This window comes from Ruegeria sp. BJ3 (genome assembly GCF_056535665.1).
Genome location: NZ_JBQFIT010000001.1, coordinates 3,312,364 through 3,336,153, shown reverse-complemented (window position 1 = coordinate 3,336,153; position 23,790 = coordinate 3,312,364). Strand labels below are relative to the sequence as shown.

General features: G+C 63.6%; 22 protein-coding genes. 16 read left to right on the top strand and 6 right to left on the bottom strand.

What is annotated here, in order from left to right; translation table 11 throughout:
- Positions 1 to 34 precede the first annotated feature (34 nt).
- From ACR3EL_RS16870 to ACR3EL_RS16830, 9 genes are all read left to right on the top strand, one after another.
- The gene (locus tag ACR3EL_RS16870; protein ID WP_093963710.1) at positions 35 to 955 is read left to right on the top strand and encodes a sugar ABC transporter substrate-binding protein; all 921 of its coding nucleotides are present in this window, start codon (positions 35 to 37) and stop codon (positions 953 to 955) included.
- 62 nt (positions 956 to 1,017) lie between these two features.
- Positions 1,018 to 2,124: an ABC transporter permease gene (locus ACR3EL_RS16865; RefSeq protein ID WP_170342564.1), complete on the top strand. Its 1,107-nt coding sequence runs from the start codon at positions 1,018 to 1,020 to the stop codon at positions 2,122 to 2,124.
- A gap of 1 nt (position 2,125) precedes the next feature.
- A complete protein-coding gene (locus ACR3EL_RS16860) occupies positions 2,126 to 2,947 on the top strand; it encodes an ATP-binding cassette domain-containing protein (RefSeq protein WP_093963708.1) in 822 nt (273 codons plus the stop codon).
- Positions 2,948 to 3,105: 158 nt separating this feature from the next.
- Positions 3,106 to 4,938: a 3D-(3,5/4)-trihydroxycyclohexane-1,2-dione acylhydrolase (decyclizing) gene (gene iolD, locus ACR3EL_RS16855; protein WP_170342563.1), complete on the top strand. Its 1,833-nt coding sequence runs from the start codon at positions 3,106 to 3,108 to the stop codon at positions 4,936 to 4,938.
- On the top strand, positions 4,935 to 5,834 hold the full coding sequence (gene iolE / locus ACR3EL_RS16850; protein ID WP_170342561.1) for a myo-inosose-2 dehydratase: 900 nt from the start codon (positions 4,935 to 4,937) through the stop codon (positions 5,832 to 5,834). The genes iolD and iolE overlap by 4 nt, the downstream gene beginning before the upstream one ends.
- Positions 5,835 to 5,876: 42 nt before the next feature.
- Positions 5,877 to 7,058: a phytanoyl-CoA dioxygenase family protein gene (locus tag ACR3EL_RS16845; RefSeq protein WP_170342558.1), complete on the top strand. Its 1,182-nt coding sequence runs from the start codon at positions 5,877 to 5,879 to the stop codon at positions 7,056 to 7,058.
- A 43-nt stretch (positions 7,059 to 7,101) separates the two neighbouring features.
- Entirely contained in the window at positions 7,102 to 7,908 is an 807-nt protein-coding gene (gene iolB / locus ACR3EL_RS16840; RefSeq protein WP_170342557.1) for a 5-deoxy-glucuronate isomerase, read from the top strand.
- Positions 7,905 to 8,663, top strand: a complete 759-nt coding sequence (locus tag ACR3EL_RS16835) for an SDR family NAD(P)-dependent oxidoreductase (RefSeq protein ID WP_170342555.1) — start codon at positions 7,905 to 7,907, stop codon at positions 8,661 to 8,663. Before iolB ends, ACR3EL_RS16835 begins: the two co-directional genes overlap by 4 nt.
- A gap of 90 nt (positions 8,664 to 8,753) precedes the next feature.
- Positions 8,754 to 9,170 (top strand): VOC family protein, encoded by a 417-nt coding sequence (locus ACR3EL_RS16830; RefSeq protein WP_170342554.1) that lies wholly within the window; start codon positions 8,754 to 8,756, stop codon positions 9,168 to 9,170.
- A 42-nt stretch (positions 9,171 to 9,212) separates the two neighbouring features.
- Here the strand turns inward: ACR3EL_RS16830 and ACR3EL_RS16825 are convergent, their stop codons facing one another.
- Genes ACR3EL_RS16825 through ACR3EL_RS16815 form a run of 3 tightly spaced genes read right to left on the bottom strand, consistent with a single transcriptional unit; the run spans position 9,213 to position 11,899 of the window.
- A complete protein-coding gene (locus tag ACR3EL_RS16825; RefSeq protein ID WP_480722419.1) occupies positions 9,213 to 10,052 on the bottom strand; it encodes a class II fructose-bisphosphate aldolase in 840 nt (279 codons plus the stop codon).
- Positions 10,049 to 10,885 (bottom strand): 5-deoxy-glucuronate isomerase, encoded by an 837-nt coding sequence (locus ACR3EL_RS16820; protein WP_170456715.1) that lies wholly within the window; start codon positions 10,883 to 10,885, stop codon positions 10,049 to 10,051. Before ACR3EL_RS16820 ends, ACR3EL_RS16825 begins: the two co-directional genes overlap by 4 nt.
- A gap of 9 nt (positions 10,886 to 10,894) precedes the next feature.
- Entirely contained in the window at positions 10,895 to 11,899 is a 1,005-nt protein-coding gene (locus tag ACR3EL_RS16815) for a PfkB family carbohydrate kinase (RefSeq protein ID WP_170342549.1), read from the bottom strand.
- A 96-nt stretch (positions 11,900 to 11,995) separates the two neighbouring features.
- On the opposite strand from ACR3EL_RS16815, the gene ACR3EL_RS16810 reads away from it, so the two are divergent.
- Together ACR3EL_RS16810 and ACR3EL_RS16805 are read left to right on the top strand one after the other, a co-directional pair.
- Complete coding sequence (locus ACR3EL_RS16810; protein WP_170367493.1) at positions 11,996 to 13,099, top strand: Gfo/Idh/MocA family protein; 1,104 nt, start codon at positions 11,996 to 11,998, stop codon at positions 13,097 to 13,099.
- A 43-nt stretch (positions 13,100 to 13,142) separates the two neighbouring features.
- Positions 13,143 to 14,276 (top strand): Gfo/Idh/MocA family protein, encoded by a 1,134-nt coding sequence (locus tag ACR3EL_RS16805; RefSeq protein WP_170342545.1) that lies wholly within the window; start codon positions 13,143 to 13,145, stop codon positions 14,274 to 14,276.
- Here the strand turns inward: ACR3EL_RS16805 and ACR3EL_RS16800 are convergent, their stop codons facing one another.
- Positions 14,277 to 15,275, bottom strand: coding sequence for a LacI family DNA-binding transcriptional regulator (locus tag ACR3EL_RS16800; RefSeq protein WP_170342544.1), 999 nt, complete (start codon positions 15,273 to 15,275; stop codon positions 14,277 to 14,279).
- Positions 15,276 to 15,521: 246 nt separating this feature from the next.
- Between ACR3EL_RS16800 and ACR3EL_RS16795 the strand changes: the two genes are divergently transcribed.
- Positions 15,522 to 16,628: a saccharopine dehydrogenase family protein gene (locus tag ACR3EL_RS16795; protein ID WP_170342542.1), complete on the top strand. Its 1,107-nt coding sequence runs from the start codon at positions 15,522 to 15,524 to the stop codon at positions 16,626 to 16,628.
- Positions 16,629 to 16,645: 17 nt separating this feature from the next.
- On the top strand, positions 16,646 to 18,145 hold the full coding sequence (gene amaB, locus ACR3EL_RS16790; protein WP_437342523.1) for an L-piperidine-6-carboxylate dehydrogenase: 1,500 nt from the start codon (positions 16,646 to 16,648) through the stop codon (positions 18,143 to 18,145).
- Positions 18,146 to 18,189: 44 nt separating this feature from the next.
- Here the strand turns inward: amaB and ACR3EL_RS16785 are convergent, their stop codons facing one another.
- Positions 18,190 to 19,767: a DUF5928 domain-containing protein gene (locus ACR3EL_RS16785; RefSeq protein WP_480722413.1), complete on the bottom strand. Its 1,578-nt coding sequence runs from the start codon at positions 19,765 to 19,767 to the stop codon at positions 18,190 to 18,192.
- Positions 19,768 to 19,910: 143 nt separating this feature from the next.
- On the opposite strand from ACR3EL_RS16785, the gene ACR3EL_RS16780 reads away from it, so the two are divergent.
- A complete protein-coding gene (locus tag ACR3EL_RS16780; protein ID WP_170342537.1) occupies positions 19,911 to 20,729 on the top strand; it encodes a sulfotransferase family protein in 819 nt (272 codons plus the stop codon).
- Positions 20,730 to 20,928: 199 nt separating this feature from the next.
- On the opposite strand, the gene ilvD is transcribed toward ACR3EL_RS16780, so the two are convergent.
- A complete protein-coding gene (gene ilvD, locus ACR3EL_RS16775) occupies positions 20,929 to 22,761 on the bottom strand; it encodes a dihydroxy-acid dehydratase (RefSeq protein WP_170342535.1) in 1,833 nt (610 codons plus the stop codon).
- A gap of 105 nt (positions 22,762 to 22,866) precedes the next feature.
- Here ilvD and ACR3EL_RS16770 point away from each other — a divergent pair, with 105 nt between their 5' ends.
- Together ACR3EL_RS16770 and ACR3EL_RS16765 are read left to right on the top strand one after the other, a co-directional pair.
- Positions 22,867 to 23,430: a helix-turn-helix domain-containing protein gene (locus ACR3EL_RS16770; protein ID WP_170342533.1), complete on the top strand. Its 564-nt coding sequence runs from the start codon at positions 22,867 to 22,869 to the stop codon at positions 23,428 to 23,430.
- 22 nt (positions 23,431 to 23,452) lie between these two features.
- Positions 23,453 to 23,722: a CBU_0592 family membrane protein gene (locus tag ACR3EL_RS16765; RefSeq protein ID WP_170342531.1), complete on the top strand. Its 270-nt coding sequence runs from the start codon at positions 23,453 to 23,455 to the stop codon at positions 23,720 to 23,722.
- The last annotated feature ends 68 nt before the right edge of the window (positions 23,723 to 23,790 follow it).

Below are 23,790 nucleotides of genomic sequence, written 5' to 3'. Positions count from 1 at the left end.
AAGACAAAAATCTGTCCTAGTGGGAGGAAACGAAATGAACAAATTTTTCAAAGGTGCTTTGGCCGCCGGCGCGCTGGCGCTGGCCACTCCGGCCTTTGCGCAGGACATCGTAGTGGTATCGCACGGTCAGGCGAATGACGCGTTCTGGAACGTGGTCAAGAACGGGGTCGAGCAGGCAGGCACGGATATGGGCGTTAACGTCGAATACCGCGCGCCCGAAACTTTCGACATGGTTGCCATGTCGCAGCTGATCGACGCTGCCGTAAACCAGGAGCCCGACGGGCTGATCGTCTCGATCCCGGACGCCGACGCGCTTGGCCCCTCGATCGAACGCGCGGTTGCCGCGGGTATTCCGGTGATCTCGATGAACTCGGGCTCGGACGTGTCCAAGGAGCTGGGCGCGGCGCTGCATGTGGGTCAGGATGAATTCGACGCCGGCAAGGCCGCCGGTGAGAAGCTGGCCGAAATGGGCGGCAAGAATGCGATCTGTGTGAACCACGAGGTCGGCAATGTCGCGCTGGACCTGCGCTGTGCGGGCTTTGCTGAAGGCTTTGGCGGCAATGTGACCGTTCTGCCGACGTCCAACGACCCGTCCGAGATCGAGTCGAAAGTGTCGGCGGCTCTGGCTTCGGATGAAAGCGTCGATACCGTGATGGCGCTCGGTGCAAGCTCGGCCGGTGAGCCCACCGTGGCCGCCGTCAAAGGGTCGGGGCGCGACGTGAACGTGGCCTCGTTCGACCTGTCGGCCAACTTCCTGCAGTCGATCGTCGATGGTGACGCGGCCTTTGCGGTGGACCAGCAGCAGTATCTGCAGGGTTATCTGCCGGTCGTGTTCATGGCGCTGAACGCCAAGTACGGCCTGATGCCGGGCGGCAACGTGCCCTCGGGTCCGAACCTGATCACCGCCGACAAGGCCGGTCAGGTGGTCGAGCTGTCCGCTCAGGGCATCCGCTGATACCGGCGGGCTGAAAATCGGGGCGGCGTCAGGGCGCCGCCCCTGCCAAACGGGAGGAAACCATGACCGAGTCTGCACAAGTGGCGGTGGACGAACGGATCAAGAAGGAGCCGTTCCTGACCAAGCTGATGAAGCGGCCCGAACTGGGGGCCATCGCAGGGGCGATCCTTGTCTTCATCTTCTTCGCCATCACGGCCGATGAATCGATGTTCACGCTTGCCGGCATCATGAACTTCATGACCCCGGCCGCCCAACTGGGTATTCTGGCCATCGGCGCGGCGCTGCTGATGATCGGGGGCGAGTTTGACCTGTCGATCGGCTCCATGGTGGCCTTTGCCGGCCTGTTCTTCGGGGTCTGCGTGGTGACCTGGCAACTGCCCTTGGTGGCCGCGATTCCGATGACCTTTGTCTTTGCGGCCTTTGTCGGGGCAATCAACGGCACCATCGTCATCCGTTCGGGCCTGCCATCCTTCATCGTGACGCTGGCGTTTCTGTTCATTCTGCGCGGCCTGTCCCTGGTGGGGCTCAAGGCGGCCACCGGCGGATCGACCCAGCTGCGCGGCGTGCGCGATCAGGTCGAAAATGACTGGCTCGCGCCGTTCTTTTCCGGAGAAGCCTTCGGCAGCCTGTTCAGCTGGCTGGCCGAAAAGGGCCTGATCGACACGTTCAAAAGTGGCGCGCCCAAAGTGCCGGGTGTCCCGGTTGAAATCCTGTGGTTCGTGGCCTTCGCCATTGCCGCCACCTATGTTCTGCTGCGCACCCCGGCCGGCAACTGGATCTTCGCCTCGGGCGGCGACCGGGTTGCGGCGTCGAACTCGGGTGTGCCGGTGAACCGGGTCAAGATTTCACTGTTCATGCTGACCGCCTGCTGTGCCGCGCTGGTGGCGATCATAACCGTGATCGATGCAGGCTCGACCGATGCGCGGCGCGGCTTCCAGAAGGAGTTCGAGGCGATCATCGCCGCAGTGATCGGCGGCTGTTTGCTGACCGGCGGGTATGGTTCGGCCATCGGGGCATTCTTCGGGGCGATTATCTTCGGCATGGTGGTCATCGGCCTGACCTATACCGATTTCGATCAGGACTGGTTCCAGGTGTTCCTGGGGGCGATGCTGCTGATCGCCGTCCTGTTCAACAACGCGATCCGCAAACGCGTAACCGGGGAGCGCTGACATGACCGAAGATACCAAGTTCCATCACGGCGATGCGGTCAAAGACGTGGCCCCGGTCGTCGAAATGAAAGAGATCGAAAAGCATTTCGGCAACATCATCGCGTTGGCGGGCGTCAGTTTCGACGTCAAGCCGGGTGAATGCCACTGTCTACTGGGTGACAACGGGGCGGGCAAATCGACCTTCATCAAGACGATGTCGGGCGTGCACAAACCCACCAAGGGCGAGATCTATTTCGAAGGCCAGCCGATGTCCTTCGACACGCCCCGCGACGCGATGGAGGCGGGCATCGCCACCGTGTTCCAGGACCTGGCGATGATCCCGCTGATGAGCGTCACGCGCAATTTCTTTATGGGGCGCGAGCCGACCAAGGGGAAAGGCCTGCTGAAACGGTTCGACATCGAGCACGCCAACGAGGTCTGCATGGAAGAGATGCGCAAGATGGGCATCAACCTGCGCGGCCCCGATCAGGCGGTGGGCACCCTGTCGGGGGGCGAACGTCAGACCGTGGCGATTGCCCGTGCGGTCTATTTCGGCGCCAAGATCCTGATTCTGGACGAACCGACCTCGGCGTTGGGCGTGCGGCAGACATCGAACGTGCTAGCCACCATCGACAAGGTGCGCCACCAGGGCATCGGCGTGGTCTTCATCAGCCACAATGTCCGGCACGCGTTGGCCGTGGGCGACCGGTTCACGGTTCTGAACCGCGGCAAGACGCTGGGCACCGCCCGGCGCGGCGAGATCTCGCCCGAAGAGCTGCAGGACATGATGGCCGGCGGGCAGGAGATGGCCGAGCTGGAAGGGTCGCTGGGCGGTACCGTCTGAAGGTTTCTCCCCGGTGTCCCGTATCGTGCGGGGCACCAATATCACCAGGGTCCGGCAGGCCGGGCCACCCGGTCTGGGTGGTGGGCGTGTCGGATCCTTTCACGACAGAATGATTGCAACGGATTGCCCATAGCGGCCTCGTTCTGAAAGGGATCATGATGAGCAAGACAATCCGACTGACCGCGGCGCAGGCCTTGGTGCGCTACCTTGGCGCGCAGATGAACGAGAACGGCGAGCCCTTCATCGCCGGTGTCTGGGCGATTTTCGGCCATGGCAACGTGGCCGGTCTGGGCGAGGCGCTGCACGGTGTGCGCGACAGCCTGCCCACCTATCGCGGTCACAATGAACAGACCATGGCCCATTGCGCGATCGCCTATGCCAAGCAGATGCGGCGCAGCCGGGCCATGGCGGTGACCTCGTCGATCGGGCCGGGGGCGACCAACATGGTGACGGCCGCCGCGCTGGCCCATGTGAACCGCCTGCCGGTGCTGCTGTTGCCCGGCGATGTGTTCGCCAGCCGTGGCCCCGACCCGGTGCTGCAACAGACCGAGGATTTCACGGATGGCACCGTCAGCGCCAATGACTGTTTCCGCCCGGTCAGCCGCTATTTCGACCGGATCACCCGGCCCGAACATCTGCTGACCGCTCTGCCGCGCGCCTTCCGCACCATGACCGACCCGGCCGATTGCGGGCCGGTGACCCTGGGTTTTTGCCAGGACGTGCAGGCCGAGGCCTATGACTATCCGCTCAGCTTCTTCGAGCCGTGCATCTGGCACCAACGTCGCATCCGCCCCGACGCAGGCGAGCTGGCCCGCGCGGCCGACGCCATCCGGTCGGCCAAACGCCCGATCATCGTGGCCGGCGGCGGTGTCCATTATTCCGGCGCGACCGACGCGCTGCAGGCCTTTGCCGAGACCCACAGCATTCCTGTTGCCGAGACGCAGGCCGGCAAGTCGGTCCTGGCTTGGGATCACCCGCTGAACTTGGGCCCGGTTGGCGTGACCGGAGGTGAGCCCGCCAACACCGTGTGCGCCGAGGCGGATCTGATCCTGGGCATCGGCACGCGGTTTCAGGATTTCACCACCGGGTCCTGGGGGCTGTTTTCCAACCCCGAGCGCAAAATGGTCTGCCTGAACACCGCCGCCTATGACGCCGCGAAACACGGCGCGATGCCGCTGTTGGCCGATGCGCGGGTCGGGATCGAGGAATTGGGCGCGGCCCTTCAGGGCTATCGCGCCGACCCGGTTCCCGACACGCTCAAGGCCGAGTGGTTTGCCAAGGTCGATGCGCTGACCCATGCGCCGGGTGACGCCAACGCGCTGCCCACCGACATGCAGGTGGTGGGTGCGGTACAGCGCGCGGCACATGACGACACGGTGGTGATGTGCGCCGCCGGCACCATGCCGGGCGAGCTGCACAAGCTGTGGAAGGCGCCGCGTCCGGGGGCCTATCACATGGAATACGGCTTCAGCTGCATGGGCTACGAGATCGCCGGCGCCATGGGCATCAAGATGGCCCAGCCCGATCGCGACGTGATCTGTTTCACCGGGGACGGCACCTACATGATGGCCAACTCGGAAATGGCGACGGCGGCGATGATGGGCGTGTCCTTCACCGTGGTGATCACCGACAACCGGGGCTTTGGCTGCATCAACCGGCTGCAGATGGGCACCGGCGGGGCCGAGTTCAACAACTTGCTGGACCATGCGGTGCACGAGATGCCCTCGGCCATCGACTTTGCGGCCCATGCGGCGGCGATGGGGGCGACCTCGGTCAAGGTCGGCTCGATCGCCGAGCTGGAAGAGGCGCTGGCAAAGCGTGCTGAAGTCAAAGGCCCCTATGTGATCGTCATCGACACCGACCCGTACCCCTCGACCGAATATGGCGGCACGTGGTGGGAAGTGGCGGTGCCCGAGGTCAGCACCCGCCCTGCAGTGAATGAAAAACGTGCGGCCTACGAGGCTGCCATCAAGGAAAGAAACACCAAATGAGCGTGAAGATCGGCATCTCTCCGATTGCGTGGCAAAATGACGACCTGCCCGACCTGACGGCGGCGTTCACGATGGAACAGGCCCTGAAAGAGGCGCGTCAGATCGGCTATACCGGGGTTGAGCGCGGGCAGCGCATGCCCGCCGATACCGCAGGCCTGCGCGCCTATCTGGAAGGCAACGACATTGCACTGTGCGGCGGCTGGTGTTCGGGCAATTCGCTGATCAACGATTTCGCTGCCGAACGCGACGCGGTGCGCGCGCAGGTCGAACAGTTCGTGGCGCTGAACAGCCCCTGCATCGTCTATGCCGAATGCTCGAACACGGTTCAGGGCCAGATCGGCACCCCGGTCAATGACCGCCCGCAGCTGTCGAAAGACGAGATCAAGGCCTACGGCGCCAAGATCACCGAACTGGCCAAGTGGATGGCCGATCAGGGGATGCCGATGGCCTATCACCACCACATGGGCACGATCATAGAAAGCGAAGATGACGTGAACTGGTTGATGGAGGGGTCGGGGCCGGAGTTGAAGCTGTGCTTTGACACCGGGCATCTGCTGTTCGGCGGCGGTGATGTACTGGCTACGCTGAACCGCTGGGGTGATCGGGTGCATCACGTGCATTTCAAGGACATCCGCCCCGGCATCGTGCGCGACACCCGCGGCAACCGGCGCAGTTTCCTGGATGCGGTGATCGCGGGGGCCTTCACCGTGCCCGGCGATGGCTGCATCGACTTTCAGGAGGTCGCCCATGCGTTGAAAGCCCTGGATTACGAAGGCTGGATCGTGGTCGAGGCCGAGCAGGACCCTGCCAAGGCCCCGCCCTATGAATACTCGAAGATGGGTTATGACCACATCGTCGAGGTCTGCGGTCAGGCCGGCTTGACGATCACGGCCTGATCTTTCGCCCCCCGGGGCGCCGCCATGGGAAAGGAGCGTTTCATGGTCCGTCAGCAACCTGGTTTCGTCGGCTATTTCGGCCCCGAGTCCTGTGATCTGGACGAATTCAAGGTGCTGACCTCGCAGAGCCTGTGGCCCGAGCAGGTGCCTCACGCGGCCGCGGTGGAGAAGAACGTGCCCATCTATGACATGCACGCGCTGCGGCCCGCCCTGGAAACGCCGGACACCCGGCGTGCCCTGCTGGCCGAATGGGGCTGGGTTCTGGGCCGATCTGCCGGGGTGATCGCGTTGAAAGGGGCCTATGCCGAGACCTCGGTCATCGATCGGGCGACCGAGGTGTTTCGCCGGATCATCGAAGATGAGCGTCAGGCCGGGGGCGGCGAGGGCGATCACTTTGCGGCCTCGGGCGCGAATGACCGGGTGTGGAACGCGCTGCAAAAGCAATGCCTGCGCGACCCCGAGGGCTTTGCGCTCTATTTCGGCAACACGGCGATTGCCGCCGCCTGCGAGGCCTGGCTGGGCCCCGATTACCAAGTGACCGCGCAGATCAACCAAGTGCGGCCGGGCGGCAAGGCGCAGCAGGCGCATCGCGACTATCACCTGGGGTTCCAGACCGCCGACAAGGCGGCGCAGTTCCCGGCGCATGCCCATATGGTCACCGCCGCGCTGACCCTGCAGGGCGCGGTTGCCCATTGTGACATGCCCATCGAGAGCGGCCCGACCAAGCTGTTGCCCTTCTCGCAGCTGTATGGCCCCGGCTATGTCGCGTTCCACGACGACGCGCATCGGGCGCATTTCGAACGGGCCTGCATCCAGTTGCCGCTGGCCAAGGGCGATGCGGTGTTCTTCAACCCGGCGCTGTTCCATGCCGCCGGCGAAAACAGCAGCGCCGACATCCACCGGATGGCCAACCTTCTGCAGGTTTCGTCGGCCTTCGGACGGGCGATGGAGGCTGTGGACCGCAATGCGATGTGTGTGGCCGTTTTCCCCGCACTGATGGCGCTGAAACAGCGTGGCAATCTGGATGATGCCCGGATCGACGCCGCAATCGCGGCCACCGCCGAACGCTATCCCTTTCCGACCAATCTGGATACCGATCCGCCGGTGGGCGGAAACGCTCCGCCCAGCCAGGCCGACATCCTGCGCCGGGCGGTGTCGGACAGCTGGACGCAGGCGCAGCTGGAACAGGCGCTGGACGCGCTGCAGGCGCGGCAGGCGGCATGACGGAACCCGGGCGGCTGGTGCTGCCCCAACACAGGTGAAACCGATGGCAGAACTTCTGAGAAAACCCTTCGGAACCCACGGCAAGGTGCATGACATCACGCCGGCCAGCGCCGGCTGGCGCTTTGTGGGCTTTGGCCTTTATCACCTGCGGGCCGGCGACCGCGCCGCCGAGGTCACCGGCGACCGCGAGGTCATTCTGGTGATGGTCGAGGGCAAGGCCCGGATCACCGGCGCCGGGCAGGATTGGGGCGTGTTGGGCGACCGGATGAACGTGTTCGAAAAATCTCCGCCCCATTGCCTGTACCTGCCCAACGGCACCGAGTGGGAGGCCACGGCCGAAACCGATTGCGTGATCGCCGTGTGCTCTGCCCCGGGCAAGGGCGGCCATGCCCCGCGCCGGATCGGGCCCGAGGGCATCACCCTGACCGAGCGCGGCAAGGGAACGAACACGCGCCACATCAACAACATCGCGATGGAGGCCGAGGATTACGCCGACAGCCTGCTGGTGACCGAGGTCTTTACCCCCAGCGGCCATTGGTCATCCTACCCCAGCCACCGGCATGACGAGGATGACTATCCCCGCATCACCTATCTGGAAGAGACCTATTACCACCGCCTGAACCCGGCCAGCGGCTTTGGCATCCAGCGCGTCTATACCGATGACGGTCAGTTGGACGAAACCATGGCCGTGTCCGATGGCGATGTGGTACTGGTGCCGCGCGGGCACCACCCTTGCGGGGCGCCCTACGGGTTCGAGATGTATTACCTGAACGTCATGGCCGGGCCGCTGCGCAAATGGCGTTTCGTTCCGGCGCCCGAAGTGGAATGGATCATGGAGCGCGACAAATGACCAAGACCTTTGCCATCTATCCCGGCCTCAAGGGGCGCACGGTGTTCGTGACCGGCGGGGCCTCGGGCATCGGGCGCGAGATCGTGCGCGGCTTTGCCGAGCAGGGGGCCAAGGTCGGCTTTGTCGACATCAACGCCGAGGGCGGAAACACGCTGCTGGCCGAACTGGACGGAAACCACGCCTTTGCCGCCTGCGACCTGCGCGACATCGCGGCGTTGCGGTCGGCATTCGAGGAACTCGCCGACGCGCTGGGCGCGGCGGACGTTCTGGTCAACAACGCCGCGCATGACGACCGGCACGACTGGCGCGAGGTGACGCCGGACTATTGGGACGAGCGCATGGCGACCAACCTCCGCCACATGTTCTTTGCCATCCAATCCGTGGCGCCCGGCATGATCGGCAAGGGCGCGGGGTCGATCATCAATATCGGCTCGAATTCCTGGTGGGAGGCCGGCGCGGGCTTTCCCGCCTATGCCACCGCGAAATCCGCAGTGCACGGCCTGACCCGCACCATGGCGCGGGAACTGGGCGATCACCGCATCCGGGTCAACACGGTCGTGCCCGGCTGGATCATGACCCAGCGCCAGAAAGACCTGTGGGTCACCCCCGAGGCGCTGGCAAAACAGATCGACCGCCAATGCCTGCCTGATCCGATCGACCCGGTCTATGTGGCGCGGATGGTGCTGTTTTTGGCCTCGGACGACGCGGCCATGTGCAGTGCCGGGAACTTCATGGTCGAGGGCGGCTCGATCTGACGACCTTGGGGCCTTCCATGCCCGGAATCGACGTGCGCCGATGCGCTGGTGCCGGTTGACGGATTGACACCCTGCAAGGGAAGATGCGGCATGATTTCCTATGTCACGGTCGGCGCGGACGACATCGCGCGTGCAAAACGGTTTTACTGCGCCTTTCTGCCGGATCTCGGCTATGCGCTGGAGGAAGGCCCAGAAGGGCTGAGTTTCGCCCTGCCGGTGCCGCCGGGCCAGCAGCCGGTTCTGCCGGAATTTTATGTCAAACCGCCTTTTGACGGGGCCGCGGCCTCGGCCGGGAATGGTGCGATGGTCGCGTTCGAGGCGCGCAATCAGCAGCAGGTGTGCGACCTGCACGCCGCCGCGCTGCGGGCCGGCGGGTCTGACGAAGGCCAGCCGGGCTTTCGCGCCATGTACGGGCCGCGTTTCTATGTCGGCTATCTGCGGGACCCACAGGGCAACAAGATCGCCCTGTTTTCCAGCAATCCAAACGAACCGGGGCGTGACGACTAGGACCCGCCTGCGTATTCTGCAGAACGGCCCAGGTCGGGACGCTTAGCGCTGCGGCGGCGCACCAAAGGCGCGGATCACGGTGCGGGCGGCGGCCTCAACCGGGTCATGGGTTTCCTTCAGGATCGTCACCCGGTCGAACCGGTCGGGGTCACGATTTACGGCCTCGCGTAGGGCGGCGCCGAAGGCCATGCGCAGCTCGGTCCCGATGTTGAACTTGCAGATCGCGGTTTCACGCGCCAGCCGCGCGCGCTGTTCGACGGGCACGCCCGATCCGCCATGGATCACCAACGGTACGCTGGTCACGGCCTGAATTCGGCGGATGCGGTCCTCGTCCAGCCCGCCTTCCTTGTTCTGCTGAAGGTGGACGTTTCCGACCGAGATCGCCATCGCATCCACGCCGGTCTGGGCGGCGAAGGTGGCGGCCTCGTCCGGGTCGGTCCCGGCCGAGCCTTCGCCCCCGGAGTAGCCGACGAAGCCGATCTCGCCCTCGCACGAGATCCCGGCGGCATGGGCCATTTCGGCGATCGCGGCGGTCTCGTCGATATTTTGCTGCAGGGGCTTGCGCGATCCGTCGAACATCAGCGAGGTGAACCCGCTCTCCAGCGCGATCTTGCACTCCTCGAACGTATAGCCGTGGTCCAGATGCGCCACGACGGGCACCGAGGCGTTTTCGGCCAGATACCGGAACATCTTGCCCAGAACCGGCAGCGGCGTGTGCTCGCGGCAGCTGGGTCCGGCCTGCAGGATCACCGGGGCGTTCTCGGCTTCGGCGGCGGCGACATAGGCGCGCATGTCCTCCCAGCCCAACGTCACGAGGCCGCCGACGGCATAGCCCTGTTCATAGGCGGGTTGCAGGACGTCTTTGAGCGTAACGAGGGTCATTTGAACTTGGCGATCATGTCTTTGATGCCCGGGATCGTCTCGATCTGATAGGCATGGGTGGGTTGGAAATACTGCACCAGCGATCGTTGGGTCAGCCCGCCGAGGATGGTGAAATAATACATCTCGTATCCCGGCAGAACGCAGCAGGGGTGATAGCCCTTGTCGATACAGATCGTCGAGCCATCGACGATGTGATAGGCGTCACCCGGTTCGTTGTCCTCGCGCTGCAGCATCTGCAGGCCCGAGCCCCAGTTCGGTTTGAAACGGAAATTGTAGGTCTCGTCATGCCGGGTCTCGTCCGGCAGGCGGTTGGTGTCGTGCTTGTGGCTGGGAAAGCCCGACCAGCCGCCCTGACCCACGGTGAACAGCTCGCTCACCAGCAGGCGGCCGACCTTGTCATGCTGCTTCTGGCCCAGGATATGCTTGATCTTGCGATGGGTCTTGGTGTCGTCGCTGCCATATTGCACCAAGTCATGCTCGCGCACGTCGAACGGGTCCAGCACCTTGTCATACTTTGCGCCGGCCACGAACACCTCGGCCGTATCCGAGACGCAGACCATCTGCGCCCGTGCCCCTGACGGGACATAAGCCCCCTCGGGCTCGCCATCCCAGACATCCTCGCCCCGGTTGCCCAGATGGGCAAAGTGCACGCCCTCGACATCCACATCGACGCTGCCGGTGGCGGGCACGATGCAGGTCTCGTACCCTGGGACCTGGTATTCGAAGGCTTCGCCGCGCTTCAACTTGACGATGTTGAAATAGTTCAGCGGCACGGTCGGATCATCGACATCGACGATGGGTTTGTTCTGGTTGTCGAACGGGGGGATGTGCATCGGGCTCTCCTATCCGGCCGGGGTGGGGCCGGGGTGGGACGCAAGGAAAGCGTCCAGGTCTTCGGTGGTTGGCATGGCGGGCGCGCAGCCTGGTTTGGACACGACGATCGAGGCGCAGGCCGAGCCGCGCAACACCGCCTGTTCCAGCGAATGGCCCGCCGCGATCGAGGCCAGCAGCCCGGCCATGAAGCTGTCGCCCGCGCCGTTGGGTTTGACGGCGGTGACCGGGTAGATGCCGGTGTGGATCTCTTGCCCGTCGGTTAAGGTCACGGCGCCCTTTTCGCCCATCTTGTAGATGACGATGCGGCCGGGTTTCTCGGCCAGATCGCAGGCTTTCCGGAAGCCTTTCTCGATCCCACCGGCCATGAAACCGAACTCTTCGTCATTGCCGACGATCATGTCGCTGGCCTCGCCCGCGCGCGACAGCACGTCGGCGGCGACCTGCGCCGAAGGCCAGCTGTAGGGCCGGTAGTCGATGTCGAAGATCACCGGCAGCCCGGCCTTGCGCGCGTTTTCGAAGGCGCGGAAGGTGGCGCTGCGCGACGGTTCGGCGGCAAACACGGTTCCGGCCGAGATCGCCGCGCTGAAACGGCCATAGTCGACCCGGTCCATGTCATCTTCGGTGACCTGAAAATCGACGGCGCCGTTTCGGTAGATGACGTTCTGAAAGTCCTCGATGCAGCTTTCATAGACCGCCAAGGACATGCGGTATTCACCGCCGACGACGCGGATGAAAGAGGTGTCGACACCATAGTGATGCAACTTGTTGAGGCAGAACCGCCCAACCGCGTCATCCGAGACGGAGGTGATCAGCGACGCCTGGCTGCCCAGCTTGACCAGACCCGCGCAGATATTCGCGGACGAACCGCCCAAGTCCGCGCGGAACATGTCGGCATGTTCGCTTTTGACACCGACCGGATCGGCGAACATGTCCATGCCAGCGCGCCCGAAAACGGCAAACCGGTTTCCTTTGATGCCGTCGATCAAGTGACTCAAACTGTACCTCCCAGGCATTTTGATCCCGCCGATCCGATGGACCTTGCATTGGATCGATTCTCACGATACTGATTTTGCAACCGGTTGCAATCAGTATGTTCGGAGCCGCCCAAAATGCGAGAAATCGGAATTGGAATCGTCGGAGGCGGCTATATGGGCAAAGCCCATTCGGTGGCCATGTCCGCCGTGGGCGCCGTGTTCGACACCGCGCTCAGACCGCGGCTCGAGATGATTTGCGCCTCAAGCCTTGACAGTGCCGAACGCTACCGCGCCGCCTACGGGTTCCGCCGTGCCACCGCCGACTGGCAGACCTTGGTCAAAGATCCGGTGGTCGAGGCCGTCGTGATTGCATCGCCCCAGTCCACCCACCGGCAGATCGCCGAGGCGGCGCTGGCGCTGGGCAAGCCGGTGCTGTGCGAAAAACCGCTGGGCGCGTCGCTTGAGGACAGCCGTGCCATGGTGGCGGCGGCCGAGGCCTCGGGCACCGTCAACATGGTCGGGTTCAACTATATCCGCACCCCGGCCAGCCAGTTTGCCCGCCAGCTGATCGCCGACGGCGCGATTGGCGACATCACATGGTTCCGCGGTGAACATACCGAGGATTTCTATGCCGACCCCGAGGCCCCGGCGACCTGGCGCACGACCGGCATGGCCAACGGCACCATCGGCGATCTGGCGCCGCACATGGTCAATGGCGCGCTGGCTCTGGTGGGGCCGATCGCGCAGGTCATGGCCGATGTGGAAACCGTTCACCACACCCGCCCGGGCGGTGCAGTGACCAATGACGACCACGCCCAGATGATGTGTCGGTTTGAAAACGGCGTCATGGGGAACCTATATTTCAGCCGTATCGCGACCGGCCGCAAGATGGGTTATGCCTACGAGATTTCGGGCACCAAGGGCGCGATCCGGTTTGACCAGGAGGATCAGAACGCCCTGTGGCTCTATCGCCGCGAAGGCCCCGAGGCCCAGCGCGGTTTCACCAAGATCCTGACCGGTCCGGAGCATCCCGATTATGAGCCCTTTTGCCAGGGTCCCGGCCACGGCACCGGATATCAGGATCAGATCATCATCGAAGCCAAGGATTTTCTGACCGCCATTCATTCCGGCCGGAGCAACTGGCCCACCTTCCGGGACGGGCACGAGGTCAACCGGGTTCTGGCGGCGGCGCTGGCCTCGGCCGACAGTCGCGGTTGGCAGGACGTCAGCACGTTTTAGGCCCGACACGTAATCCAACATTGTTCGCAGAGAGACCAAGACCATGGCAAAGTTGAAATGGGGCATGATCGGGGGCGGAGAAGGCAGCCAGATCGGACCCGCCCACCGTCTGGGCGCACAGGCCGACGGCCTGTTCGAATTCGCCGCCGGCGCGCTGGACCACCGGCCCGAGGCGGGGCGCGCCTATGCGCAGCGGCTGGGTGTGCCCGCCGACCGCGCCTATGGCGACTGGCAGGAAATGCTGGCCGGCGAAAAGGACCGGCCCAACCGGATCGACCTTGTAACCATCGCCACCCCGAACGCCACCCATTTCGAGATCGCCAAGGCGTATCTCGAGGCCGGGTTCAACGTGCTGTGCGAAAAGCCGATGACCATGACCGTGGAAGAGGGCGAAGAGATCGTGCGCGTGGCCCGGGCCTCGGGCAAGATCTGCGCGGTCAACTACTGCTATTCGGCCTATCCGATGGTGCGGCAGGCCCGCGCCATGGTCCGCGCCGGCGAGATCGGCAAGGTGCGCCTGGTCGTCACCAATTTCAGCCACGGCCACCATGGGGACGCCACCGACGCGGACAATCCGCGCGTGCGCTGGCGCTATGATCCGGCCATGGCGGGCGTGTCGGGGCAATTCGCCGATTGCGGCATCCACGCGCTGCACATGGCCAGCTTCATCTGCGATGACGAGGTCGCGACGCTGTCGGCCGACATGGCCTCGACCATTCCCAGCCGCCAGCTGGAAGACGACGCGATGGTCAATTTCCGCATGGAGGGCGGCACCGTGGGCCGGTTGTGGACCTCGTCCGTGGCGATCGGGCGGCAGCACGGGTTCGACATCCAGGTGTTCGGCGAAACCGGCGGGCTGCGCTGGGCGTCCGAACACCCCAACCAGCTGATCTACACCCCGGTCGGTGGACGAACCCAGATCATCGAAAAGGGCGAGGGCGGCCTGCATGACGACGCGATGCGTCTGTCGCGCGTGGCGATTGCCCATCCCGAGGGCTTTCCGCTGGCCGTGGCCAATATCTATTGCGATCTGGCCGACGCGATCCGGGGCGAACCGCGCGATGGGCTGCCCAACGCCGCCGATGGCGTCCGCTCGATTGCCGCGGTGCACGCAGCGGTGGCCTCGGCCCGGGCCGAGGGCGCCTGGCAGGACGCGCGCCCGCCGATGTTCCGCTGATCAGGGGCGGGGCCGCAACGTGCCCCGCTCGATCACCCGGCAGGGAAAGATCCGCGCCTCGGGGTAGCGGTCGGGCGTCTTCAGCATCTCTTCCACCAGATCGACCGACGAGGTGATGATCTGCTTGATCGGCTGATGGATGGTCGTCAGGTTGATGTATTCCCAGCGCGACATCTCCATGTCGTTCAGGCCGATGATCCCGATGTCAGAACCCGGTTTCAGCCCGTGGTCGGCCAGCGCCGACAGCGCCCCGATCGACAGGATGTCGTCGCCGCAGAAATAGGCCTGCGCCGGGTCACCCGCCAGCAGGCGCAGCATCTCGGCCCGGCCGGCCTCGAAGGAGTAGGCCCCAGCGAAGGAGTGGCTGACGGGAACCTGCGGGTGGTTTGCCATTTCCTCGGTAAAGCCCCGTTGCCGGTCCCGCGCCGAGGTCGCATCGATCGGCCCGCCCAGATAGCCCACGCTGGCATAGCCCCGCGCGACCAGCTCGCGCGCGGCCATGCGTCCGCATTCCACATTGTCGATGCCCACCACATGCACCTCGGGCGAGGTCGCCGAGCGCCCGAAGGTGTGCACCACCGGCACCCCTGCATCGTGGAACGCCTTGGCAAAGCTGGGTGGCAGGGTCGACGAGGCGACGATTACCGCATCCACTGAATATTGCCGCAGCATGCGCACAGAATTGGCGGGCTCGGTCTCGTCGGTCAGGTTCACGATCAGGGGGCGCAGCCCGCGTTCCTGCAGGGCGCGGGTGAACTGGTCGAAAACCTCAAGGAAGATCGGGTTGTGGAAGTTGTTCGAGATCAGGCCGATCAGCTTGGTCCGCCCCGTCGTCAGCGACGAGGCCAGCGCGTTGGGGCTGTAGCCCAGTTCCTTGGCGGCCTTTTCCACTTTGGCGCGGGTCTTGGCCGAGACCGAGGCGCCCGGCGTGAAGGTGCGCGACACAGCCGACCGCGACACCCCGGCCAAGGCCGCAACTTCCTTCAGCGTAACGCCCAACTGCTTGCTCTCCTCTATGCGGTCGATTGGATCTGTTGAATGTCGCATCATTGCAAAAATGGTGCAATCGGTTGCAAAGCATTTCCTCCCCTGACTTCAGGTTTCGAAGCGCTGCGGATCTCGATCTGACATTTTGATTCAATTACCGTCAATATGACGGAAAAGCTGTCCGTTTCGTCAACTCGATTGCTGTGCTCGGACGGCGGCGCGGTCATACTGGAACCAGAGCAGAGGAGGAGGCGCGCAATGAGTTGGAACATCTGCGTCGTCGGGGCCGGGAAGATCGGACAGATGATCGCCGCCCTGTTGAAGAAATCGCACAACTACACTGTAACCGTGGCCGATCATGACCTGACGGCCCTGTCGGCGTTGAACAGGCAGGGCATCACCACCCGCCAGATCGACGCGGGCGACGAAGCCGGGCTGGCACAGGGGGTTGCAGGGTTCGATGCGGTGATCTCGGCCGCACCGTTTTTCCTGACGCCTGCCATCGCCAAGGCAGCCAAGGCCGCGGGTGCGCATTATTTCGACCTGACCGAGGATGTCGCCGCCACGAACGCCGTGCGCGAACTGGCCCGCGACAGCGGCACCGCCTTCATGCCGCAATGCGGGTTGGCACCGGGTTTCGTTGGCATTGCGGGGGCCTCTCTTGCGGCCGGGTTCGACACGCTGGACAGCCTGCACATGCGGGTGGGCGCGCTGCCGCTCTATCCGACAAATGCGCTGAAATACAATCTGACCTGGTCCACCGACGGGCTGATCAACGAATACTGCAACCCTTGCGACGCCATCGTAAATGGCGAGCGGGTCAAGACCGCGCCGCTCGAGGATTACGAGATCATCGGCCATGACGGTGTGGAATACGAATGCTTCAACACCTCGGGCGGCCTGGGCACGTTGCCCGAGACGCTGGCCGGCAAGGCCCGGGCGGTGTCCTATCGCTCGATCCGCTATCCCGGCCATCGCGACATCCTGAAACTGCTGTTGACGGATCTGGGCCTGGGCCAGCGCCGCGACCTGTTGAAGGACATCTTTGAATCTGCGCTGCCGCGCACCGATCAGGACGTGGTTCTGGTCTATTGCACGGCCAAGGGCATGATCGACGGGGCACTGCGCGAGAAATCCCTGATCAACAAATCCTTTGCCCGCACCATCGACGGCCAGGTCTGGAGTGCGATCCAGATCACCACCGCCGCCGGCGTTCTGGGCGTGGTCGATCTGATGCGCACCGGCGCACTGCCCACCCAAGGCTTTGTCCGGCAAGAGCAGGTCCGGCTGGATGATTTCCTGAACACCGAATTCGGCCAGCTGTACCGCGCTGGCGAAGTGACCCCCCAGAACAAGGCGGCCTGAACATGAAAGACGTAGTCATGACTGCAGAACACACACTCGAAAAACTGGGCCTGACGGCGGCCGAGCTGACCGGCGGCACGCTGGAGGTCCGCTCGCCCATCGACGGCCGCGTGCTGGCGCGGGTGCATGAAACGCCTGTTGCCGACATGGACGCGGTCTTTGCCCGCGCCACGGCGGCCTTCAAGGCTTGGCGCACCGTGCCCGCCCCGCGCCGGGGCGAGCTGATCCGCCTGCTGGGCGAGGAATTGCGCGCGGCCAAGGAGGACCTGGGCGCGCTGGTCAGCTGGGAGGCCGGCAAGATCACCTCGGAAGGTTTGGGCGAAGTGCAGGAGATGATCGACATCTGCGATTTCGCCGTCGGCCTGTCGCGGCAGCTGTATGGCCTGACCATCGCCTCCGAACGCCCCGGCCACCGGATGATGGAGACGTGGCACCCGGCCGGGCCGGTCGGCGTGATCTCGGCCTTCAACTTCCCGGTCGCGGTCTGGTCGTGGAACGCGGCGCTGGCGTTGGTCTGCGGCGATCCGGTGATCTGGAAACCGTCCGAGAAAACGCCCCTCACCGCGATGGCCTGTCAGAAGATCTTTGAAAAGGCCGTGGCTCGGTTCGGCGACGCGCCCGACGGGCTGCTGCAACTGCTGATCGGCGGCGCCGATCTGGGCAAGGCGCTTGTGGCCAGCGAGACGGTGCCGATCATTTCGGCCACCGGCTCGACCCGAATGGGCCGCGCGGTCGCGCCGATCGTGGCGCAGCGGTTCGGCAAGTGCATCCTGGAACTGGGCGGTAACAACGCCATGATCGTCGGCCCTTCGGCCGATCTTGAAATGGCGGTGCGGGCCATCGTGTTCTCGGCCGTGGGCACCGCGGGTCAGCGCTGCACCACGCTGCGGCGGCTGATCGTGCACAACTCGATCCGTGCCGATCTGGTTGCGCGGCTGAAAAAGGCCTATGCCGGTCTGCCCATCGGTGACCCGCTGGCCGAAGGCACCTTGGTCGGGCCGCTGGTGGACGAGGCTTCGGGGCAGGCGATGGAGGCTGCGCTGAAGGCGGCCGAGGCCGAGGGCGGCACAGTCTTCGGCGGCAAGCGCGTGACCGATGGCGTGCCCGAGGGCGGTGTCTACATGAAGCCCGCGATCGTCGAAATGCCGGGCCAGACCGAGATCGTGAAGACCGAAACCTTCGCGCCGATCCTCTATGTCATGGGCTATGACGGTTTCGACGAGGCGCTTGAGATGCAGAACGACGTGCCGCAGGGCCTGTCGTCTTGCGTGTTCACGCTGAACATGCGCGAGGCGGAACAGTTCCTGTCGCCCGCCGGGTCCGATTGCGGCATCGCCAACGTGAATATCGGCCCCTCGGGCGCCGAGATTGGCGGCGCGTTCGGCGGTGAGAAGGAAACCGGTGGCGGACGCGAAAGCGGCTCGGATGCCTGGAAGGGCTATATGCGGCGCCAGACGAACACCGTGAACTACTCGGCCGAATTGCCATTGGCGCAGGGCGTGAAGTTCGACATCTGAGAACCCGGCCCGGCGGCCTAGCGCGGCCGGGCCAACACATGCGTTCAGTCCGTGAACAGGTAATCAAGCCGCATGATCGACTGGGCGGTTTCCTCCGAAACCCAAAGGAATTCTGCGATCGCGGCCACGTTCTCGGCCGGGTCAGCGGTTTCGCGCAATCGGAAGAACCTCTCGATCCCCGCACCGCGCAGCTGTTCGGATTCATAGGCCAGATCGCTGCGTATCGTCGGTAACAGGCGTTCGACGGTTGCGGCTGGGCTGTTTTCTCCGGCCAACCCGACCCTGTGGGCGTGGCCGACAAGATACGCGTCTGAATAAGTGCACTCGATTTCAAGCACATGGGTGCGCGCCTTGTCCGAGCAGAAATCCTGTACGATATCCAGACTGGCCGGATCCAGGCAGATCAGCAGCCGGTTGGCGCCGAAGTGATCGTACAGCATCCGGGTGACCGCCCTGCGATGCCGGGATCGTTTGACCAGCGTGGCCTCCAAGCCCCCCAGATCGGGCAGGGGGGCGGCTTCTTCGTTGAACAGGTATTCGATGCAGGACAGGTTGGTCTCAGAGGCGATCTGGTCGATCAGCCGCTTGGCCACATGCCACTTCTTGCAGACGACCATGTACAGATCGCGATCGGCGCCCAGCGTGTTGGCGGTTTCCCAGAAGCGGGGTGCATACCGGCGTCCCACGCGGCCACGGCCGGTCAGAAATCCGTGCAGATTCCGACCCTCGTTCGAGATCTGGAACGCGACCCCTTCGCTGGCATAGAGCGCACCCAATTTCTGCTTCAGCAACTGCGCCTCGGGGCTGATCTTGCGGGCGAACAGGTAATCTTGGGTCAGCAGCAGGTTGTAGTGATCGTTGTAAAACGTCACCGGCATCCCGTAGTCCGAGAACATCAGGAAAGTCAGCGTACGGTTTTCGATTTCGATTTTCGGGATCAGGTGGCGCACGAGGGTCTGAAAGAACGTCTCGTCCGGAATCCAGGTGGTCGAGAAAAAACGGACCAAGTCCCGGCGCTGGCGCAGGAAATCCAGGATCATCTCGATTGTCCGGCGGCGAAGGCACCACCACTGGCTGCCGATCATGATCTGGAGATCCTCCGGGATCTCGCGGGTCAGGCCGAGACGTTTCTGGGCCTCGTAGGCGGCATAGAACAGTTTGCTCTGCGTGCGTTCGTTGAAATAGTGGCGATAGATCAGCCGGTCTTCCTTCATGCCGGTCTTGATCCAGTCGCTTTCGAAAAAGTCGTGGCTTTCGATGAAATCCTTGTCGGTTTCATCCAGAAACCGATGCGCATATTCCGCGGTCTTTATCGCCATGCAGTCGCCCGACAGCATGTAGAAATGGGTCGCTCGCGGGAAGGCCTCGACCGCAGCTTGCACCGCGTTCAGTGTTGCCTGCACCAGCGACCATTCCCCCCAGCCACATTTGATCCGCCTGGCCGCGAAGGTCACATTGGGATTGCTTTTCAGGGCCGTCTGGATTCGGTCAAAGTCTCCTGCGGATGCGCTGGCGTCGAAATGGATGGCCATGCAGTCCCCTGCGGCCGTCAGCCGTTCGGCCTGTGCGATAATCGCGTCAGGGTCTTTGTGACACAGCAGAATGTAGGCGATCTTGGCCATTGGCGTTGCATGAAGTCCGTTACTGCCCGGTTCCAACCGTGATACTGAGGATGAGCGATTGAATAAACAGAATATTTTTGCTTCTCTGGCGTCAAAAGCTGGCGCATCACCTTGAGACTCGGCCGGCTAAGGAGGCATGGCAGATGGGATTTCCCGGTACATGGATGACCGAAAGCGAAAGCATGGTCTATCGCGTGGTGCCCAAATGCGCCTGCTCGACCATCGGGCAGATCATGTATTACTCGGATCACGGTCGGTTCTTTGACGGCGATATCCACGACGCCAAAGACGGGATGCACAAATGGGCGTTTGACCACAGCCAGGATGTGATCTCGGCCAATGTGCGCGGACACAAGTCGTTCGCGTTCACCTGCGTGCGCAACCCCTATACGCGGATCCTCAGCTCGTTTTTCGACAAGATCTGCGGGATCCAGCGCAACGGGAAACGGTACCGTGGCAATCTGGTGCCGACGCTGATCTACAATTACGGGATCGAGGTCGGGGGCGAGGACGGGAAGGGCGAATTCGACCAGATCGCCAGTTTCCGCCGGTTTCTTCTGTTTGCCCGCGACACGATCCGTTGGCGGCGGCCAATGGACCCGGACATTCACTGGTCGGCCATGTCGGGGCATGTGTCGACCTTCATCGTGAATGGCGGGCGCTATGACCGGATATTCTGGACCGAGAAGTTCAACGAGGGCATGCAAGGCGTGCTGGACGCGCTGGAAACCCCGCATCCCGTGACCCTGTCCGAGATCCCGCGCTTCAACGAATCCGAGGGCCACGGCCCCAAACGTGCGCACCCGGTCGAGGACTATTTCGACGACCTGTCGATGCACCTGGTCTATGAGATCTACAAACAGGATTTCGAACTGTTCAAATACGATTTCGAGAACCCGGCCAACAAGATGCCGACAGGTGAAATCGACCTGGATGAGATTCACGCCAAGCTGGGTGATTGATCCCACAGGCAGGGGCGCTCCCGCCCATCGTCGAGGTCTCTGGCGAGACATCTCCTCTGGTTGGGCCGGGCGCCGCGCACAGCGCGGCGCCCGGCCCAAGACTGAAGGAGGCAGCGGCGCAGCCGATGGGTCCTGTCAGGCGCGGGAGCACTTCGGTTTCAGGCAACGGACCGGCCCGCATGACGCGGGCCGTCAGCGTTCAGACCTGACGCACCGCGCCTTTTGCAGCGCTGGTGGCCAGCTTGGCATAGGCCTTCAGTGCTGTGGACACCTTGCGCTTGCGCGGTGCAGCGGGAACCCAACCTTTTTCGTCCTGGACTTCCCGGCGGGCTGCCAGCTCTTCGTCGGACACGGCCAGGTGGATCGAGCGGTTTGGGATGTCGATTTCGATCGTGTCCCCGTTCTGCACCAGACCGATCTCACCGCCTTCGGCCGCCTCGGGCGAGACGTGCCCGATCGACAGACCCGAAGTGCCGCCCGAGAAGCGACCGTCGGTCAGCAGCGCGCAGGCTTTGCCCAGACCTTTGGATTTCAGGTACGAGGTCGGGTACAGCATCTCTTGCATACCAGGCCCGCCGCGTGGGCCTTCATACCGGATCACGACCACGTCGCCTTCCTTGACCTTGCCAGTCAGGATGTCGTTCACCGCCTGGTCCTGACTTTCGCAGACATAGGCGGTTCCGGTGAATTTCAGGATGTTCTCATCCACACCTGCGGTCTTCACGATGCAGCCGTCGCGCGCGATGTTGCCGAACAGAACAGCCAGACCGCCATCCTGACTGAACGCATGGTCCTTGGACCGGATCACGCCGTTTGCCCGGTCGGTGTCCAGTTCCTTGTAGCGGTTCGACTGGCTGAACGCCTGGGTCGTGCGCACGCCACCGGGGGCGGCCTTGAACAGATCTTGCGCTTTGGGGTTGTTGGTCACCGTGATGTCCCAGTTGGCGATGGCCTCGGCCATGCTGGCCGAATGCACCGTGCAGCAGTCGTCATGCAGCAGGCCGGCGCGGCTCAGCTCACCCAGGATCGAGAAGATGCCACCCGCGCGATGCACATCCTCCATGTGGACGTTTTCGGTGTTGGGCGCGACCTTGCACAGGCAGGGCACCTTGCGGCTCAGCCGATCCATGTCGGACATGGTGAAATCCACCCCGCCCTCATGCGCGATGGCCAGCAGGTGCAGCACCGTGTTGGTCGAGCCGCCCATGGCGATGTCCAGGCTCATGGCGTTTTCGAAGGCCTCGAAGGTCGCGATCTCGCGCGGGAGGAAGCCTTTTTCGTTCAGCTCATAGTGGCGCTTGGTGATTTCGACGATGCGGCGGCCGGCCTCCAGGAACAGCTCCTTGCGGTCGGCATGGGTGGCTAGCGTCGAGCCATTGCCCGGCAGCGCCAGACCCAGCGCCTCGGCCAGGCAGTTCATCGAGTTCGCGGTGAACATGCCCGAGCACGATCCGCAGGTGGGGCAGGCGTTTTCTTCGATGTGTTTGACCTGCTCGTCGGTGTATTTGTCATCGGCGGCGGCGACCATGGCATCGACCAGGTCGATCTTCTTCACATCCAGATCGGCGATGTCGATCTTGCCGGCCTCCATCGGCCCGCCCGAGACGAAGATGGCCGGGATGTTCAGGCGCATCGCTGCCATCAGCATGCCCGGGGTGATCTTGTCGCAGTTCGAGATGCAGACCATCGCATCGGCGCAATGCGCGTTGACCATGTACTCGACGCTGTCGGCGATGATCTCGCGCGAGGGCAGCGAATACAGCATCCCGTCATGGCCCATGGCGATGCCGTCATCGACGGCGATGGTGTTGAACTCTTTGGCTACACCGCCGGCGGCCTCGACCTCGCGGGCGACCATCTGACCCAGATCCTTGAGGTGGACGTGCCCCGGCACGAATTGCGTGAACGAGTTGACGATGGCGATGATCGGCTTGCCGAAATCGTCGTCGCCCATCCCGGTGGCGCGCCACAGGCCACGGGCACCGGCCATGTTGCGGCCATGGGTCGAAGTTCTGGATCGGTACATTGGCATGATGCTGTTTCCCTTTTGCCCGGTTGCAAAACCAGTGTTGCGTGCGTTATAGCGCACGTAACACATGTGCGTTATAACGCACAAGGTAAATCGCGGGACATGACCATGGAATCGGACGACATCACCCTGAAACTCAGAGACGTCCGGGCAGCATCGGGGCTGAGCCTGGCCAAAGCGGCCGAGTTGACCGGAGTCAGCAAGGCCATGTTGGGTCAGATCGAACGCGGCGAATCAAGCCCCACCATCGCGACGCTGTGGAAGATCGCCAAGGGGTTCCAGATGCCGCTGAGCGCGCTGATCGGCACCAGCGCCCTGCGCGATCCAGCGGACGCGGCCCGGTTCCGCACCGTGACCTTTCCGGGCAGTCTGAAGGTCAAGATCGTCTTTCCCTTCGACCCGGTTCTGGGGGCCGAGACCTTTCACGTCGAACTGGACCGCAACCAATGCCACGAATCCCCCGCCCATGCCGCCGGCGTGACCGAGGAAGTCTTTGTGCTGAGCGGCGCGCTCGAGGTGCTGCGGAACGGCGAATGGGTGCCGTTGAGCGCGGGCCAGGGGTTGCGCTTTTCGGCCGATCTGCCGCATGGCTATCGCGCCGGGCCCGAGGGCGCGGCGTTTCTGAACATGCATCACTACGGACACCGGTCCGCGACCGCCGCGGCCGGTTGATACGGCAGAAGGAGATGACCCGATGACGGAATTCCTGAACGGCCTGACGTTGGCCGATGGCATCGGGTCCTTCGGGGCGCTGATCGTGGTCGCGGCTTATTTCGCCACCCAGATGCGGATGATGAATTCTGACGATCTGGCGTTTCCGGTCGTCAACCTGGTGGGGTCGGTTCTGATCGTCTATTCGCTGCTGCAGAACTTCAACCTGGCCTCGATGCTGATCGAAAGTTTCTGGATCGCCATCAGCTTGATCGGCATCATCCAGCATTTCCGCCTGCGACGGGCGCGATAGGGCCGCAGGGACCCGATCCAGCCTTGAACCCGCACCCTTGCGCGTATAGGGAAATCCCTGCGCGTAAA